Below are 14,686 nucleotides of genomic sequence, written 5' to 3'. Positions count from 1 at the left end.
CCAACGACTGCGGGATCGCGCAAGCCCCTCGTCGGGCGTTGCGGCGCGCGCGGCATCGGATGAAAGCGGCGCCCCAAGGCCCGATAATTGGTCGAGCCCTCTTGTATATTCGATCTTAAGATATATCTTAGAGCTATCTAGAATCGCTCTAAGGAAGCATGATGATGATATTTTACGGAAAAATGGGCGGGCGTGGCTGCGGCCATCGCCACGCCATGCATCGCGGCGGTCAGGGTTTCGGCCATGGACGCGGCTTCGGCGGTCGGCACGGTCGCAGCGACGATGGCGAACGCGGCCCGCGCCGCCGGATGTTCGACAGCGGCGAGCTGCGGCTGGTGCTGCTCAAGCTAATCGCCGACGAACCACGGCACGGCTATGATCTGATCCGGCGCATCGAGGAACTGACCGGCGGCGCCTATGCCCCGAGCCCGGGGGTCATATACCCCACCCTCACCCTGCTCGACGACATGGGACAGATTGCGGCGCAGCAAAGCGAGGGCGCAAAGAAGCTGTTCGCGATCACGCCCGAGGGCCAGGCCGAACTCGACGCCAACCGGGATCTGGTCGAGGCGCTGATCGCGCGGCTGACCGACGTCGGCGAAGAACGACAGCGCACCGACAGCGGATCGGTCCGCCGCGCGATGGGCAATCTGCGCAACGTCCTGGTCAACCGGCTCGGCGAGCGCGACATCGACGAGACGGTGCTGCACCAGGTCGTCGCGCTGATCGACGAGGCGGCGCAGAAGATCGAGCGGCTGTAGGGAGCGAAAAGCATGACGATAGCGGCCACCGCCCGCGTGCCGACCGCGCACGCCAGCAAATATCTGCAACAGCTGTGCAAACATTGGCAGCATAATCTCAGCGTCGAGTTCACCGCCGACCACGGCACCGTGACCTTCCCAAGGGATGCGCGCGGCGCCGACTGGCCGGGCGACGGGCTGGTGACCTTCGATGCCGGCGCCGACCATCTGGCGGTACGGATCGACGCCAGCATCGACGGACAACTCGAGGGATTGAAGGATGCGGTGGCGCGCCATCTCGACCGTTTCGCCTTCCGCGAGGCGCCGCTGGCCTTCGACTGGCGGGCGGCTTGAGGCACGAAATATCGTTTTTCGATAATATCGATTGACGATAAGAATATGGCGTTGTATCGTTCTTCGATAAGATATCTATCGGAGAACGATATGCCTGCTCAACATTCCACCCTGCTCGGCGTCACTCGTGGCCTGCTCTGGCTGATGCTCGGACTGGTCGCGGCGGCCGCGCTGCTTGTGCTGGCCGTCGGCATCGCACTGGTTGCCGCCTGGCCCGACGTCATGGTCGAACTGAAGAACAGCAAGACCTTCATCGACCCCGGGATCATCCAGCCGCAATTGCTCTGGATGATGGCCGTGCTGGCGGCGATCCTCGCGGTCGCCGCCTTCGTGTTGCGCCAGCTTCAGGCGATGGTCGCAAGCGCGGCCACCGGTGATCCCTTTGTCCCTGCCAACGCGCAGCGGCTCCGCCGGATCGGCTGGGCCCTTGTCGCGGCGCAACTGCTGGCGATCCCGCTCCACATGATCGCGAACAGCATCGCGGCCGCGCACAGCGAATTTGCCGGCATGGGCGGACTGTCGCTGAACAACATCCTCGCCATCCTGCTCGCCTTCGTCCTCGCGGCGGTGTTCGAACAGGGCGCGGCGATGCGCGACGAGCTGGAAGGAACGATCTGATGGCGATCGTCGTGAAACTGGACGACCTGCTCCACGCAAAGCGGATGACGCTGACCGACCTGTCCGAGCGTATCGGCATCACGCTGGCCAATCTATCGATCCTCAAGACCGGCAAGGCCAAGGCGATGCGCTTTTCGACGCTCGAGGCGATCTGCGCCGAACTCGGATGCCAGCCGGGCGACCTGCTGGCGTTCGAAGCCGATGGATGACTGCGGGGAACGCAAACCCCGCTCCAACGTTGATAGCAAAGGCGGTCGCTTCGGCCGCCTTTCGCATGTGCCGAGAAAGGAATTTTTGTGACCGATGCCCAGGGGCTGCTTTGCCCGACCTGCCGCGTGAATCTGACGATGTCCGAACGGCAGGGGATCGAGATCGATTATTGCCCCCAATGCCGCGGGGTCTGGCTCGATCGCGGCGAACTCGACAAGATCATCGAGCGCAGCGAAGCGGCGAACGCACCGCAGCAACAGGCCGCACCGCCTCCCCCGCAGCCGCAATATCGCGAGGAGCGCTACGACGATCGCGGTTACGGCAAGCCGTACAAGAAGAGCTACAAAAAGAGCTTCCTCAGCGAATTGTTCGACTGACGATCAGGCCGCGACGGCATTTCGCCGGGCATAGAGGAAATAGACGCCCAGCCCGGCGATGTTCCATATCCCGAACCAGAGCTGCGTCTGCGCCGGCAGACTGAGGAACAGATAAAGACAGCCGAGCACCGCGATCCCGCCGACGACCCAGGGCAGCGGCGCGCGAAAGGTGCGCGGCGCGTCGGGGGTGCGGACGCGCATGATCAGCATGCAGACCGACACGGCGGTAAAGGCCGCGAGCGTCCCGGCGTTGGCGAGCGCGGCCAGCTCGTCGAGCGGGATGAAGCCCGCGAGCACCGCGACGACGATCGCGGTGAAGATGGTGATCCGCACCGGCGACCCGCGCGACGACAGCTTGGCGAGGCCCTTGGGCAGCAAACCGTCGCGCGCCATGGTGAAGAAGATGCGGCTCTGGCCATAGAAAAACGCCAGAATGACGGTCGGCAGCGCGATGACGGCCGAAACGCCCAGATAATAGGCCGCCTTGGGACTTCCAAGGTCGCGCAGGATCAGCGCCAGCGGCTCGGGGCTGTTGGCGAATTTGCTGTAGGAAATGGCGCCGACGGCGGCAACCGCGACCGCGATGTAGATCAGGACGCAGACGAGCATCGAGCCGACGATCCCGATCTTGAGATCGCGGTCGGGGTTCTTGGTTTCCTCGGCGGCGGTGGCGATGGCGTCGAAACCGTAAAAGGCGAAGAAGATAATCGCCGCCGCCGCCATCACCCCGCGCTCGACCCCGTCGGGGCCGACATGCTTGGCGAAGCCGAAGGGGCTGAAGGGTTCGAGATTGGCGGCGTCGAAGGCCGGCAGCGCGACCGCGACGAAGACGGTCAGCGCGATGATCTTGACGATCACGAGGATCGCATTGACCGTCGCGCTTTCACGGGTGCCGAACAACAGCATGCCCGCGACGATGGCGATGATCGCAATGGCGGGAAGGTTGACGATGCCGCCCAGTTCCGGCCCCTGCATCAGCGCCATCGGCACCCCGACCGACGCCTGTAGCAAAGGCGCGGCATAGCCCGACCAGCCGACCGCGACCGCGCTGACGACCAGCGAATATTCGAGGATCAGGCTCCAGCCGACAATCCACGCGATAAGCTCGCCGATCACGACATAGCTGTAGGTATAGGCGCTGCCCGACGCCGGGATCATCGTCGCCATTTCGGCATAAGCGAGCGCCGCGCAGGCGCAGATCAGCCCCGCGACCGCAAAGGACAGGATGACCGCCGGCCCCGCCTTGTCGGCCCCGACCCCGATCAGCGTCAGGATGCCGGTCCCGACGATCGCGCCGACGCCGAGGGCAATCAGGTGCGGCCAGCCGAGCGTGCGCGCCAGCCCATGCCCTTCCGGCTGTTCCGGGACTATTGCTTTGCGGCGCAGCAGGCTGTCGGTCATTCGGGCTCCCCTAATTTTGGTTGCTTGTGAAACGGGATCGGGGAGAAGGCAAGCGGAGCCGTCAACCCGGGCGTGCCACCGCATGGGCGCGCGCCGCGAGCCCGGCCGCCAACAGCACCGCCAGCGCGTAAGCGAGCGGTGCCGACCACAGGACCATACGCGCCCCGGCGACCGCGCCGGCAACCAGCGCCGCCCACAGCCAGAGATGCGCGAGCCAGCGCCCGTCGCCCGTACCGCGCAGCGCATTGGCGATCTTGTGCCCCATCTGGACCAGCGTGCCGGTCATGTAGGTCACGCCGACGACGGCGCCATCCTGTCCCTCGATCGCGGCATTGACGACCCCCATGGCGAAGGCGAGGCACAAGACCGGCGGCCAACCGGGAAGGATGAAACGCAGCCCGATCGCCAGCATAAGCAGCAACGCGACGAGTGCGAGCACGGCCGGCGACCGCCGCGACCCGGCGCGCGCAGCGACGAGCGAGCCCGTCACCACCCCCGCGACGAAGGTCGCGATGATGCCGCCCGCGACCATCGCCGCGTCGCTCGACTGGGCGAGACCGACCGCCAGCCGGGTCGAATTGCCGGTCATAAAGGATACGAAAAAGCCCGCCGACTCCACGAAGCCGATCGCATCGACGAAACCGGCGAGGATCGCGATCCCCAACGCCAGATGCTGATGGGCGCGGTCGAAACGGATCATCGCGTCACAGCAGCGCCTCGATCGCCTCGGCCAGTTTTGCGTCGCGCTCCGACAATCCGTCGGCATCGTGCGTCGTCAGCAGGATATCGACGCGGTTGTAGACGTTCGACCATTCGGGATGATGGTCCATCTTTTCGGCGATGATCGCGACGCTGGCCATGAAGCCGAACGCCTGCGCGAAATCGGCGAATTTGAAGCGGCGCGTGATTGCGTCGCGCTGCGGCTCGTGCGTCCAGTCGGGGAAGCGGGCGAGCAAGGCATCGCGCGCCGCATCGTCGAGTTTCTGCACCATCTTTTCGTCTCCCGCTGGCCAAGCTGCCGCACCCGCCATAAGGAAGGGCGCGATGAGCGACAAGACTGCCCTTTCCTCGCTTCCCCCCGGCTGGACCGGAGCGGCGCCCGACACCAATGCGCTGTTCGCGATGGCCGAGGCGGCGCTGGACAGCCTGCCCGCCGTTTTCGCGCCGCATATCCAGGATGTGGTGATCGCGATCGAGGAGTTTGCCGACGACGAGGTGCTGAAGTCGCTCGACATCGAGCATCCCTATGATCTCACCGGCCTCTATGAAGGCCGTCCGCTGACCGAGCGCAGCATCGACGCGAGCGGCGGCATGCCCGACCGCGTCACCCTCTATCGCATCCCGATCCTCGTCGAATGGATCGAGACCGGCGAGAAACTCGACCGACTGGTGCGCCATGTCCTGATCCACGAAATCGGGCATCATTTCGGTTTCTCCGACGACGATATGCACGCGCTGGAAGATATGGCGTGACGGCGTTGCTGCGGCTTGACCGGGTGGCGTGCATTCGCGGCGACCGGCTGTTGTTCGAGAAACTCTCCCTTTCGCTGGCGCCCGGCGAAGCGCTCTGGCTGCGCGGTCCCAACGGCGCGGGCAAGTCGAGCCTGATCCGCGTCGTGGCGGGGCTGCTGCGCGCTGCGGCGGGGACGGTCGAACGCTTCGGGCGGGTCGCGCTGATCGACGAAGCGGCGGCGCTCGATGCCGAATTGCCGCTGCGCCGCGCCCTCGATTTCTGGGCGCGGGTCGATACGGTCGATGGCCATACCGTGGACCGCGCGATGGAGACGATGGCGCTGGCGTCGCTGTCCGAAGTGCCGGTGGCGATGCTGTCGACCGGGCAGCGCAAGCGCGCCGCGATGGTCCGGGTGATCGCCAGCGGGGCGCCGATCTGGCTGCTCGACGAGCCCGCCAACGGCATGGACGATGCGGCGCAGGCACGGCTGGTCGCGGCGATCGCGGCGCACCGCGCGAATGGCGGCGCGGTGCTGCTGGCGTCGCATTTCGCGCTGGGCGTGCCCGACCTCGCCGAACTCGACATGGGCGCGCTGGCGTGACGATGCTGATCGCCCTGTTCTGGCGCGACCTGCGGCGTGCGTGGGGCAGCGGGGCGCTGTGGCTGCCGGTGCTGTTCTTCCTGCTCGTCGCCACCGCCTTTCCCTTTGCGGTCGGCCCCGACGCCCCTTTGCTCCGACGCGCCGGCGGCGGCATGGTGTGGGTCGCGGCGCTGCTCGCCGCGCTGCTGCCGATCGACCGGCTGGTGCGCCCCGATCGCGATGCCGGGGTACTCGACCAATTGGCGGTGCGCGGGGTCGCCGACGAGGTGATCGCGGCGGTGAAGATCGCCGCGCATGCGATCGGCTTCGGCCTGCCGCTGCTCATCGCCCTCCTCCCCGCCTCAGCGCTGCTGGCGCAGGATGCGGGGCGGGTGGAGACGCTGGCAACCGGCATCGCGATCGCCATCCCCGCCCTCGCCTCGCTCGCGGTGCTGAGCGCGTCGCTGACGGCCGGGCACAAAAGCGGGAGCGCGATCGGCGGGCTGCTGGTGCTACCGCTCGCGGTGCCACTGCTGATCTTCGGCGCGGGGATGCTCGACCCCTCGGGGCGCGGCGCGATCAAGCTGCTGGCGGCGGTAAGCTTGCTGCTGACGGCGATCGGGCCGTTTGCGGCGGGAGCCGCGCTGCGCGGCTTGCGCGAATGACGCGGCAATCGCTCGCCCATGTCGCGCTGGTCGTGCGCGACTATGACGAGGCGATCGATTTCTATGTCGGGACCCTGGGCTTCACGCTCGTCGCCGACCAGTATCAGCCGGCGCAGGACAAGCGCTGGGTGCTCGTCGCCCCGCCGGGCAATCCCGCAGGCGGCGCGACGGTCCTGCTTGCGCGGGCGGCAAACCCGGAGCAGGCCGAATTCATCGGGAACCAGTCGGGCGGACGCGTCTTCCTGTTCCTGCAAACCGATGATTTTTCGCGCGACTATCAGCGCCTGCTCGACCGGGGCGTGCGGATCGAGCGCGAGCCGATGGAGGCCGATTATGGCACCGTCGCGGTGTTCCTCGACCTCTATGGCAATAAATGGGACCTGATCGAGTTTCGCCAGGCGGCGTGAGGGGCGGAGCGGGCTCGGGCCTTAATAGCATGCCTTGCACCTGACGGCGTCGACCGCTCCGTCAGCGCGTCGCGCGGCCGCCTCCCCATCACCGTGTGATAGGGAAGATTTCAAAAAAACGTCGGCCCGGCCCCCTCGCGCGCCCCAAAAGAAAAAGGCCGGGCGGAGCATCCTCCACCCGGCCTTTCCTGTCTCTAAGCCGCGAAGCTTATTTCTTGGCAGCGGCCTTCTTGGCCGGAGCCTTTTTGGCAGCCGCCGGCTTTTCCTCGGCGTCGGCCTTGGGGGCAGCCGCCTTCTTCGCCGGCGCCTTCTTGGCGGGAGCCTCGGCGGCTTCCTCGGTCACGTCGGCCTTCTTGGCGGCCGGCTTCTTCGCGGCGGCTTTCTTGGCAGGCTTGGCGTCATGGTCATGGTCGTGACCGCAGCCCGGGCCGTGGACATGGCCGCCATCATCGTCGGCTTCGATCGCCGCTTCGATTTCTTCGCGGGTCACTTCGCGGTCGCTGATCTCGGCCTTTTCGAACAGGAAGTCGACGACCTTGTCCTCATAGAGCGGCGCGCGAAGCTGGGCTGCGGCGAGCGCGTCCTGCTGGACATATTCCATGAAGCGCTGACGGTCTTCGGGACGGTACTGCTGCGCGGCCTGCGCGACGAGGCGCTGCATTTCCTGCTGCGAAACCTGCACGCCATGCGCCTGGCCGATTTCGGACAGAAGCAGGCCGAGGCGGACGCGGCGAACGGCGATCGCACGATATTCGTCGCGGTCCTTTTCGAGTTCGGCCTTCGCCGCCTCGACGTCTTCCTCATGGCTCGCTTCATGCTCGAGCTGCTGCCAGATCTGGCCGAATTCGGCCTCGACCATCGTCGGCGGCACGTCGAAATCATGGCTCGCGGCGAGCTGGTCGAGCAGCTTGCGCTTCATATAGGTGCGGGTCAGGCCGTTGAGTTCCTGCTCGACCTGGTCCTTCATGATTTCCTTGAGCTTGTCGAGGCTCTCCAGACCCAGCGATTTGGCGAACTCGTCGTCGATCGACGCGGCCGCCGGAACCTTCAGCTCCTTGACGGTGATCGCGAATTCGGCGGGCTGGCCCTTCAGATTTTCGACCGGATATTCGTCCGGGAAGGTGACCTTCAGGACCTTCTCGTCACCGACCTTGGTGCCGATCAGCTGGTCTTCGAAGCCCGGGATGAGCTGGCCGGCGCCGATTTCGACCGCCATGTCCTCGCCGGTGCCGCCGTCGAAGGCGACGCCGTCGACCGAGCCCGCGAAGTCGATGATGACCTGGTCGCCGGTCGCGGCCTTCTTGGTCTTCGGCGCTTCCTCGTAGCGCTTCATCTGAGTCGCAAATTCCTCGATCTTGGCCATGACGGCCTTGTCGTCGGCGGGAACGGTCAGGCGCTCGAGCTTCAGCCCGTCAATCGACGGGGTGGCGATTTCGGGCAGCACTTCCAGCGCGACGGTGATGTCGGCGTCCTTGCCGGTTTCATAACCCTCGTCCAGCGTCACCGCGGGCTGCAGCGCGGGGCGCAGCTTTTCCTTGGTCATCAGGTCGCGCACGCCGGCCTCGATCGCCTTGTTCAGCGCGTCGGCCGACAAAGCGGCGCCGTGCATCTTGCGGATCAGGTTCGCGGGCACCTTGCCGGGGCGGAAGCCGGGCATGCGCACCGTCGGGGCAATGCTCTTCACTTCGTCATCGACGCGGGCATCGATATCCTTGGCGGTGATGGTGACGCGATATTCGCGCTTCAGGCCTTCGTTCAGCGTTTCGACGGTCTTCATTGCCTTGGTCTTATCCTTGCTCAAAATCTCTATCCGAACCCCGTCGTTGCGACGGAGTTCCCCATATTCCGGCCCCAAGCTCGTCAGAACCTCGCAAAACTGGTGCGGGCGAAGGGACTCGAACCCCCACATCTTGCGATACTGGTACCTAAAACCAGCGCGTCTACCAATTCCGCCACGCCCGCTCAGAGCTTCGGCCGGATGCACGAAAACGCGCGAAAAAGCCGCGCACGCCCGTGCGGGCCGCGCGGCGCTATAGCAGACGGACCGCCAAGGGCAAGGCCCGCAACGCGGCCGGAACGTCGGGGCGTGCCGGACGTTGGTCGGGCAAGGAGACAGATGATGACCAGCTATAGCGCTAGCCTGCATGTCCATGCGGCCGACCCGCTGCCGAAACCCAAACCCGACACCATCGAACCGATGGCGCCGCCCGAAAATCCGGTCCAGCCGACGCCGCAGGAGGATCCGGCCGGGCAGCCGCTCGAAGTACCGGGCGCGCCCGGCGGCGGCGACACCGATCATCCGGGGCGCGGGCCCAGTGAAGTGCCACCGCAGCAGGTCTAGCTCGAGATGCCCCTGATGCAGCGCGGCGACAGAACTTAGTCAGCTAACCACTTGACCACTCCCTGCTCCGCCCGCCAAGGTGCGGGCAGGAGAGAGACGATATGAAAATTCTGACCGCCGCCGTCGCCCTGCTGGCGACCGCTTATGCCCTGCCCGCTGCGGCGCAGGAAACCACCCTTTATCGGGGCGGCCCGATCGTCACCATGGACGGCGAGACCCCGCAAATGGTCGAGGCGGTGGTGACGCGGGGGGACCGCATCGCCTTCGCCGGCAGCGAAGTCGATGCCCGCAAGGCAGCGGGCGAGGACGCCGCGATCCACGATCTCAAGGGCGCGACAATGCTCCCCGGCTTCATCGATGCCCATTCGCACTTCACCTTCGCGTTGAAGATGTCGGACGCGCTCGATCTTGGCGACAAGACCTTGCCGCCGGTGAAGGATGTTGCCTCGCTGCAAGGCGCGATCCGCGACTATATCGCGCGGCGCGCAATCCCCAAGGGCGGCTGGGTCGTCGTCATGCAATATAATGAGGAGGCGCTTGCCGAACGGCGCCTCGTCACCCGCGCCGACCTCGACGCGGTATCGCCCGATCACAAGATCGTGATGTTCCATATCTCCTTCCACAATCTCGTCGCGAACAGCCCCGCGCTCGCTGCGGCAAAGCTGACCGACGCCAGTCAGCCGCCGTCGGGCGGGATGATGCTGCGCGACGCCGACGGGCGGCTCAACGGGGTATTGCTCGAAAAATCGATGTTCCTGATGATGCCCGCGATGCCGCAACCGACCGTCGAGCAAAAGCTCGCCGGGCTCGATGCCGCGCAGCAACATTATTTCGCCGAAGGCTATACCCATGCGCAGGACGGCGCGACCCAGCCCGACGATCTGGCGTTCCTGACCAGCGCGGCCGCGCGCGACCATATCAAGATCGACCTCGCGCTCTTGCCTTTCTACACCGGCCTCGACGCGCTGCTCGCTCAGCCCGACCCCAAATTCGGCACCTATCAGGGCCATGTGAAATTGCAGGGGGTCAAATTCGTCCTCGACGGGTCGGTGCAGGCACGCACCGGCTTTTTCACCCGCGACTATGCGCGCGGCAGCCCCGACGGCGCGCACCCCTGGCACGGCCAGCCCGTGGTTTCCGAACAGGAATTTTGTGCGCAGGCGCGCAAAGTGCATGATCGCGGGTGGCAGATCTTCGCCCATGCCAATGGCGACGCGGCGATCGACATGGCGATCCAGTGCTTCGACGCGCTCGGCATCAAGGCCGCCGACAATCGCCGCCCGATCGTCATCCACTCGCAGTTCCAGCGCCGCGACCAACTCGCCGCCTATGCGCGCATCGGCGTCGGCCCCGCCTATTTCTCGAACCACACCTGGTATTGGGGCGACGTCCACCGCACCAATTTCCCGAAGGAGGTCGTCGATTTCATCAGCCCCTTCCGCTCGGCGCGCGCTGCGGGCCTGACGCCGTCGAACCACAGCGACTATAGCGTCACCCCGCTCGACACGCGCTTCATGCTCTGGACCTCGATGGCGCGCGTCTCGCCGACCGGCGTCGTCAGCGGCCCCGACGAGCGGCTGGGCGCCTATGAAGCGCTCCAGGCGCTGACCACCGGCCCCGCCTGGCAGGTCTTCGAGGAGGAGCGCAAGGGCCGGATCAAGCCCGGCCTGCTCGCCGATTTCGTGATCCTCGACAAGAACCCGCTGACGACCCCGGTCGATGGCATCAAGGACATCAAGGTCCTGGAAACCATCAAGGAGAGCGCTACGGTGTGGCGCGCGAAAGAATGACGCCGGTCAATAATTATCCGCGACCGGCTCGCCGCTCTTGACGTCGATCACCCGGCCGCGCGCGTCATAACTTAGCACCCCGGCGACCGGCGCCAGCCGGTTGACGTTGAACACCGGCGGACCGACGAATTTGCCGATCGCGCGCCAGCTTGCGGTCACGACCGGCTTGCCCGCCAGGGCGGCCGGCGCGCTCGGCGCGGTCGCCGGCGCGACCCCCATCGCGGGCATCACCCAATGGCCATTGACGCTCGCCCCCAGCCCGGTTTCACCCGCCAGCACCGGATCGTCCGACGCCTGCCACGCGATCGCGACATGCACCGCGCCAAGGTCGGTGACCTCGCCCGCCTTCGCCTCGAAGCCAACCGAGCCCAGGCACATGCACGCCAGCATCGCATTCTGGTTGCCCGCACCATAGATCACATAGCTGCCCGGCACCGCCTCGATCAGCATCAGCTTCTCGTCCTTGCCCTTCTCCAGCGCCTTGCCGAGGTTGATCGACTGGAGGTTCTGGACGTCGGGATGGTGATAGTCGAAAGTTTCGAGACTCGGTTCGGGCGGCACCTCGTCGTCCGATTTCGTCCCTTTCGCGGCCGCCTGCTTCGCCAGCGCCGCATCGCGCGCCTTTTTGAGGTCGGGCAGCGCCTTGTCGAAGGCGGCCTTCTTCGCCGCATAATAAGCCGCGACCTCGGCCTCGGTCGGCACGCGCATGAACACCGGCGCGAACCATTTGCCCTTCACCCGGAACAACAGATAGGCTCTGTCGGGTTTGATCACGACCGGCTTTTTGCCGTCGATCTCGACCAGTTCGTCGGGCGCCTTGGCGTCGGCGGCCTGGGCGACGGCAGGAATGGCGAGCGCCACGAACAGCGACAGCAGCATCGTCAACCGCTTCATTTCACCGGCACCTTTCCACCCCAGGTCGGCCCGGAGGCGATCTTCGCCTGCACCGCTATGCCCTGTTCGGGCGGCAGGTCGGCGACATTCTCCCAGATTTCCTCCGCGACGCCGTAGCGCGTATACCCGCGCGGCTCCATGCAGCGGCGCATCTTCGCCTGCCGGTCGCGGCGAGTCAGCGTGCCCTCGAACATGCTGCCGATCGCGAGACCCACCAGTCCCGAATGCTCGAAATAGCCCGTTGCGGCGCGCTCGCCCGGCGACCGTTCGACCCAGGGGACAAAGCGCGGGATCGCCACATTGGCCCAGCCGGCGGGCGCGAGGAAGCGATAGCAGTCGGCGATGTCGGCATAGGCTTCGGCAAAACTCGTGCCATCGCGGTGATAGAAGAAATATTTCCAGCCATTTTCGACCACTGCCGCGTCGTCCGACCCCGACAGGTCGGGCACCACGATGCTCGCCGGATCGGGAAGCGCGGCCGCTTCGCTTGCCACCGCTGCGGGCGACAGGACGGCCAGACTTCCCGCCAACACCGCCAAGACCCCGATACCCCTCATGTCGCCCCCCTCGCCGCGTCGACCTGCCCCCAGACATGCAACGGGTCGCCCGATTGAGCAAGGGTCGCGATGGGGCCCTGAGCCGCCCCCGTACCTTACCCATCTATCTGTAGTGGAGCGGAATAATCGACCCGCGCGGCGACAAAATATCTTGCAAAGAATCCCGCGCGATATAGCAGCAGAGCGATCCCGCCGGGGCGGCGGGAGATGAGGGTCGCGAGGATGAATTTGGGGCGTTGGGCTGCGCGCGTGTCGGCGGCCATGATTTTGGCGGCGTCGCTCGCAGGGAACGGCGCGGCCCAGCCTTCGGATCCGCAAGAACCGATCATGGCGGTGGCCGACGTGCCGTCCGCCCCGCCGGGCTGCGAATTGCATGTCTGGCCGAGCGGCGGGCTGCGCTCGATCTATCACGGCTGGCTCCATGGCGGGATCGTCGACGGCGCGGTCAAGGGCCGCGACGGCTATCCCGAAGTTCCGGCCGACCCGGTCGATACCGCGCAGCAACTCGCCATGATCCGCGCCGCCGCGCTCCAGGACGTCTTCACGCGGACCGACTACGCCGTCGTGATCCACGACACCCCTCAGTCGACCGTGACGATCCGTCAGAACCCGGCGCGCCTGACCGCCTCGACATCGACCTGCTACGCCGAACTGATCTTCGAGGATGTGTTTTTCCAGCAGGACGTCGTCAACGGCGGCTCGCTCAAGACGCTGATCCGCTTTCGCGATTTCGGAGCATCCGACCGGTTTACGAAACAATTCGGCACCTGGGCCAAAACCCCGCTCCTCGCCTTCCCGCCCAAGGAACCGGCGAGGAATGCCGAGGCGCTGGCCGAAATTCGCGCCGCTTTCCGCTCGAACATCTTCGAGTTCGCCGGCGCGCTGCGGGCCAATGAGACCGCCGGCGGCAAGAAGAAGAAATGATCCGCCGTATGCGTTTCGCCTGCCTCGCTGTCGCCGTCGGCCTTGCCTCCCCCGCGCTCGCACAGGACGCCGTTGCGGACGCCGCGCCGACCGTCTGCGAACTCCATGTCTGGCCCGCCGCCGCGATGCGCTTTGCCAATCAGGGAGAAGGGCATAATTTCAAATCGGGACTGTCGGGCGGCCTCCTGGCCGGTTTTGAACCACCCAAGCGCCGCGGCGGGCTGTGGAAACGGGTGGATCCCGATGCGCCGGCCGAGAAACCTTTCGATCTGCTCAGCCTCAGCGAGCAGGGAGTGCTTCTGTCCGCATCACCCGACGGGACCATATTCGGGCTGCCGGGGCACCGGCTGGTTATCCACGATACCGCTCTCACCAGCCGCGAGATTCGCGGTACGCCCGGACGCTATGCCGCCGGTTCATCGCCCTGCTACGCCGACCTTGTCCTCGACTCGCTCATTCTCTCGAACGAATGGAGCAATGGTCAGAATTTGAAGAGCCTCTATCGCTTTCGCGATTTCGGGACCGGCAACACGCCGACCCGCAGCTTCGGCGCCTGGGTCCAGACCAGGCTGGTGATCGAGCCGGAGGATATTCCCGCAAAATTCGACGAGGCAAAGGCCGAGATGCGCGCCGCCTTCACGAATAACGTCGCGCTTTTCGGCGCGGCGCTGACGACCAACGCCACCACCGGAACCACCAAACAGGGAAAAAAGAAATGAAGACCAAAATTGCGCTGATCGCCGCCGGCCTTTCGGCGACGCTGGCGTCGCCCGCCGCCGCCCAGGATGCGGCGCCGTGCGAACTGCACATCTGGCCGGCCGAACGCATGACCTCGGTCACCACCGGCCTGCTCGGCGGCGGCCTGCTCGACGCGGCGCTGCACAGCGGCACCGACGCCAACAACAAGGCGTCGCTGGCGACCGCGCTCGACAGCCCGAGCCAGCTCGACGCGCTGAAGTCGCTCGACCTCGCGACGCTCATCGCGCTCAAGCCCGGCACCGTCGTCGTCACTCACGACACCGCGCTCGAACGCAAGACGATGAACAAGGTCAAGACGCGCCGCTCGGACTCGACTGCGGCCTGCTATTCGGAACTGATCGTCGCCGACGTGCTCTATCAGAAAGCCGCCATCTACGGCCGTTCGCTCAAGACGCTGTTTATGATCCGCGACTTCGGCGCCGACCAGAAGATCGATTTCGAATATAAGGCGTGGGGCGGCAACGGCCTCAAGCTCTTCCCGCCGAAGGAAGGCGAAGACGCGATCGCCGCGCTCGACGAGCTCAACGGCGTGTTCAAGCTGAATTTTGAGGAATATGCCAACAATGCGCGGAGCGCGATGAGCCGCCGCAAGCCCGCGAAATAAGCGGAACAACCC

20 protein-coding genes and 1 tRNA gene are annotated in these 14,686 nt (G+C 65.8%); 14 read left to right on the top strand and 7 right to left on the bottom strand.

Annotation, left to right across the window (positions count from 1 at the left end):
• Nucleotides 1-164 precede the first annotated feature (164 nt).
• The 5 genes from ACREB7_RS13345 (at nt 165) to ACREB7_RS13325 (ending at nt 2,299) form a co-directional block, all read left to right on the top strand.
• Nucleotides 165-761: a PadR family transcriptional regulator gene (locus ACREB7_RS13345; protein WP_431592777.1), complete on the top strand. Its 597-nt coding sequence runs from the start codon at nt 165-167 to the stop codon at nt 759-761.
• Nucleotides 762-773: 12 nt separating this feature from the next.
• The gene (locus ACREB7_RS13340; protein WP_431592764.1) at nt 774-1,094 is read left to right on the top strand and encodes a DUF2218 domain-containing protein; all 321 of its coding nucleotides are present in this window, start codon (nt 774-776) and stop codon (nt 1,092-1,094) included.
• A gap of 90 nt (nt 1,095-1,184) precedes the next feature.
• Nucleotides 1,185-1,712, top strand: a complete 528-nt coding sequence (locus ACREB7_RS13335) for a DUF2975 domain-containing protein (RefSeq protein WP_431592763.1) — start codon at nt 1,185-1,187, stop codon at nt 1,710-1,712.
• Entirely contained in the window at nt 1,712-1,921 is a 210-nt protein-coding gene (locus ACREB7_RS13330) for a helix-turn-helix domain-containing protein (protein WP_431592762.1), read from the top strand. Before ACREB7_RS13335 ends, ACREB7_RS13330 begins: the two co-directional genes overlap by 1 nt.
• 138 nt (nt 1,922-2,059) lie before the next feature.
• The gene (locus ACREB7_RS13325) at nt 2,060-2,299 is read left to right on the top strand and encodes a zf-TFIIB domain-containing protein (protein ID WP_431592776.1); all 240 of its coding nucleotides are present in this window, start codon (nt 2,060-2,062) and stop codon (nt 2,297-2,299) included.
• 3 nt (nt 2,300-2,302) lie between these two features.
• Here ACREB7_RS13325 and ACREB7_RS13320 read toward each other — a convergent pair whose 3' ends face one another.
• The 3 genes from ACREB7_RS13320 to ACREB7_RS13310 all read right to left on the bottom strand — a co-directional run bounded on the left by ACREB7_RS13320 (nt 2,303) and on the right by ACREB7_RS13310 (nt 4,692).
• The gene (locus ACREB7_RS13320; RefSeq protein ID WP_431592761.1) at nt 2,303-3,700 is read right to left on the bottom strand and encodes an amino acid permease; all 1,398 of its coding nucleotides are present in this window, start codon (nt 3,698-3,700) and stop codon (nt 2,303-2,305) included.
• 61 nt (nt 3,701-3,761) lie between these two features.
• Nucleotides 3,762-4,400: a YoaK family protein gene (locus ACREB7_RS13315; protein WP_431592760.1), complete on the bottom strand. Its 639-nt coding sequence runs from the start codon at nt 4,398-4,400 to the stop codon at nt 3,762-3,764.
• A 4-nt stretch (nt 4,401-4,404) separates the two neighbouring features.
• Nucleotides 4,405-4,692 (bottom strand): 4a-hydroxytetrahydrobiopterin dehydratase, encoded by a 288-nt coding sequence (locus ACREB7_RS13310; protein WP_431592759.1) that lies wholly within the window; start codon nt 4,690-4,692, stop codon nt 4,405-4,407.
• Nucleotides 4,693-4,744: 52 nt separating this feature from the next.
• Here ACREB7_RS13310 and ACREB7_RS13305 point away from each other — a divergent pair, with 52 nt between their 5' ends.
• Genes ACREB7_RS13305 through ACREB7_RS13290 form a run of 4 tightly spaced genes read left to right on the top strand, consistent with a single transcriptional unit; the run spans nt 4,745 to nt 6,805 of the window.
• Nucleotides 4,745-5,173, top strand: coding sequence for a metallopeptidase family protein (locus ACREB7_RS13305; RefSeq protein WP_431592758.1), 429 nt, complete (start codon nt 4,745-4,747; stop codon nt 5,171-5,173).
• On the top strand, nt 5,170-5,754 hold the full coding sequence (gene ccmA / locus ACREB7_RS13300) for a heme ABC exporter ATP-binding protein CcmA (protein WP_431592757.1): 585 nt from the start codon (nt 5,170-5,172) through the stop codon (nt 5,752-5,754). The genes ACREB7_RS13305 and ccmA overlap by 4 nt, the downstream gene beginning before the upstream one ends.
• Entirely contained in the window at nt 5,751-6,398 is a 648-nt protein-coding gene (locus tag ACREB7_RS13295; protein ID WP_431592756.1) for a heme exporter protein CcmB, read from the top strand. Before ccmA ends, ACREB7_RS13295 begins: the two co-directional genes overlap by 4 nt.
• Nucleotides 6,395-6,805, top strand: a complete 411-nt coding sequence (locus ACREB7_RS13290) for a VOC family protein (RefSeq protein WP_431592755.1) — start codon at nt 6,395-6,397, stop codon at nt 6,803-6,805. The genes ACREB7_RS13295 and ACREB7_RS13290 overlap by 4 nt, the downstream gene beginning before the upstream one ends.
• A gap of 208 nt (nt 6,806-7,013) precedes the next feature.
• Here ACREB7_RS13290 and tig read toward each other — a convergent pair whose 3' ends face one another.
• Both tig and ACREB7_RS13280 read right to left on the bottom strand, forming a co-directional pair.
• On the bottom strand, nt 7,014-8,582 hold the full coding sequence (gene tig, locus ACREB7_RS13285; protein ID WP_431592754.1) for a trigger factor: 1,569 nt from the start codon (nt 8,580-8,582) through the stop codon (nt 7,014-7,016).
• 100 nt (nt 8,583-8,682) lie between these two features.
• Nucleotides 8,683-8,767: transfer RNA gene (locus ACREB7_RS13280), tRNA-Leu, on the bottom strand.
• Between the two features lie 157 nt (nt 8,768-8,924).
• Between ACREB7_RS13280 and ACREB7_RS13275 the strand changes: the two genes are divergently transcribed.
• Together ACREB7_RS13275 and ACREB7_RS13270 are read left to right on the top strand one after the other, a co-directional pair.
• Nucleotides 8,925-9,146 (top strand): hypothetical protein, encoded by a 222-nt coding sequence (locus tag ACREB7_RS13275; protein ID WP_431592753.1) that lies wholly within the window; start codon nt 8,925-8,927, stop codon nt 9,144-9,146.
• Between the two features lie 101 nt (nt 9,147-9,247).
• The gene (locus ACREB7_RS13270; protein ID WP_431592752.1) at nt 9,248-10,936 is read left to right on the top strand and encodes an amidohydrolase; all 1,689 of its coding nucleotides are present in this window, start codon (nt 9,248-9,250) and stop codon (nt 10,934-10,936) included.
• A gap of 6 nt (nt 10,937-10,942) precedes the next feature.
• On the opposite strand, the gene ACREB7_RS13265 is transcribed toward ACREB7_RS13270, so the two are convergent.
• Both ACREB7_RS13265 and ACREB7_RS13260 read right to left on the bottom strand, forming a co-directional pair.
• On the bottom strand, nt 10,943-11,830 hold the full coding sequence (locus ACREB7_RS13265; RefSeq protein ID WP_431592751.1) for a hypothetical protein: 888 nt from the start codon (nt 11,828-11,830) through the stop codon (nt 10,943-10,945).
• Complete coding sequence (locus ACREB7_RS13260; protein ID WP_431592750.1) at nt 11,827-12,387, bottom strand: hypothetical protein; 561 nt, start codon at nt 12,385-12,387, stop codon at nt 11,827-11,829. Before ACREB7_RS13260 ends, ACREB7_RS13265 begins: the two co-directional genes overlap by 4 nt.
• A gap of 327 nt (nt 12,388-12,714) precedes the next feature.
• Between ACREB7_RS13260 and ACREB7_RS13255 the strand changes: the two genes are divergently transcribed.
• Genes ACREB7_RS13255 through ACREB7_RS13245 form a run of 3 tightly spaced genes read left to right on the top strand, consistent with a single transcriptional unit; the run spans nt 12,715 to nt 14,674 of the window.
• Nucleotides 12,715-13,311, top strand: a complete 597-nt coding sequence (locus tag ACREB7_RS13255; protein ID WP_431592749.1) for a hypothetical protein — start codon at nt 12,715-12,717, stop codon at nt 13,309-13,311.
• Nucleotides 13,308-14,030 (top strand): hypothetical protein, encoded by a 723-nt coding sequence (locus ACREB7_RS13250; RefSeq protein ID WP_431592748.1) that lies wholly within the window; start codon nt 13,308-13,310, stop codon nt 14,028-14,030. Before ACREB7_RS13255 ends, ACREB7_RS13250 begins: the two co-directional genes overlap by 4 nt.
• A complete protein-coding gene (locus ACREB7_RS13245) occupies nt 14,027-14,674 on the top strand; it encodes a hypothetical protein (RefSeq protein ID WP_431592747.1) in 648 nt (215 codons plus the stop codon). Before ACREB7_RS13250 ends, ACREB7_RS13245 begins: the two co-directional genes overlap by 4 nt.
• Nucleotides 14,675-14,686 lie beyond the last annotated feature (12 nt).

Source organism: Sphingopyxis sp. (assembly GCF_050725615.1).
Lineage (GTDB): Bacteria > Pseudomonadota > Alphaproteobacteria > Sphingomonadales > Sphingomonadaceae > Sphingopyxis.
This window is presented reverse-complemented; position numbering and strand designations above follow the sequence as displayed.

Bases quoted from the DNA above. Each gene is read 5' to 3' on its own strand.
- ACREB7_RS13345 (WP_431592777.1), top strand. From the start codon at position 165: ATGATATTTTACGGAAAAATGGGCGGGCGTGGCTGCGGCCATCGCCAC.
- ACREB7_RS13340 (WP_431592764.1), top strand. From the start codon at position 774: ATGACGATAGCGGCCACCGCCCGCGTGCCGACCGCGCACGCCAGCAAA.
- ACREB7_RS13335 (WP_431592763.1), top strand. From the start codon at position 1,185: ATGCCTGCTCAACATTCCACCCTGCTCGGCGTCACTCGTGGCCTGCTC.
- ACREB7_RS13330 (WP_431592762.1), top strand. From the start codon at position 1,712: ATGGCGATCGTCGTGAAACTGGACGACCTGCTCCACGCAAAGCGGATG.
- ACREB7_RS13325 (WP_431592776.1), top strand. From the start codon at position 2,060: ATGTCCGAACGGCAGGGGATCGAGATCGATTATTGCCCCCAATGCCGC.
- ACREB7_RS13320 (WP_431592761.1), bottom strand. From the start codon at position 3,700: ATGACCGACAGCCTGCTGCGCCGCAAAGCAATAGTCCCGGAACAGCCG.
- ACREB7_RS13315 (WP_431592760.1), bottom strand. From the start codon at position 4,400: ATGATCCGTTTCGACCGCGCCCATCAGCATCTGGCGTTGGGGATCGCG.
- ACREB7_RS13310 (WP_431592759.1), bottom strand. From the start codon at position 4,692: ATGGTGCAGAAACTCGACGATGCGGCGCGCGATGCCTTGCTCGCCCGC.
- ACREB7_RS13305 (WP_431592758.1), top strand. From the start codon at position 4,745: ATGAGCGACAAGACTGCCCTTTCCTCGCTTCCCCCCGGCTGGACCGGA.
- ACREB7_RS13290 (WP_431592755.1), top strand. From the start codon at position 6,395: ATGACGCGGCAATCGCTCGCCCATGTCGCGCTGGTCGTGCGCGACTAT.
- tig (WP_431592754.1), bottom strand. From the start codon at position 8,582: ATGAAGACCGTCGAAACGCTGAACGAAGGCCTGAAGCGCGAATATCGC.
- ACREB7_RS13275 (WP_431592753.1), top strand. From the start codon at position 8,925: ATGACCAGCTATAGCGCTAGCCTGCATGTCCATGCGGCCGACCCGCTG.
- ACREB7_RS13270 (WP_431592752.1), top strand. From the start codon at position 9,248: ATGAAAATTCTGACCGCCGCCGTCGCCCTGCTGGCGACCGCTTATGCC.
- ACREB7_RS13265 (WP_431592751.1), bottom strand. From the start codon at position 11,830: ATGAAGCGGTTGACGATGCTGCTGTCGCTGTTCGTGGCGCTCGCCATT.
- ACREB7_RS13260 (WP_431592750.1), bottom strand. From the start codon at position 12,387: ATGAGGGGTATCGGGGTCTTGGCGGTGTTGGCGGGAAGTCTGGCCGTC.
- ACREB7_RS13255 (WP_431592749.1), top strand. From the start codon at position 12,715: ATGGCGGTGGCCGACGTGCCGTCCGCCCCGCCGGGCTGCGAATTGCAT.
- ACREB7_RS13250 (WP_431592748.1), top strand. From the start codon at position 13,308: ATGATCCGCCGTATGCGTTTCGCCTGCCTCGCTGTCGCCGTCGGCCTT.
- ACREB7_RS13245 (WP_431592747.1), top strand. From the start codon at position 14,027: ATGAAGACCAAAATTGCGCTGATCGCCGCCGGCCTTTCGGCGACGCTG.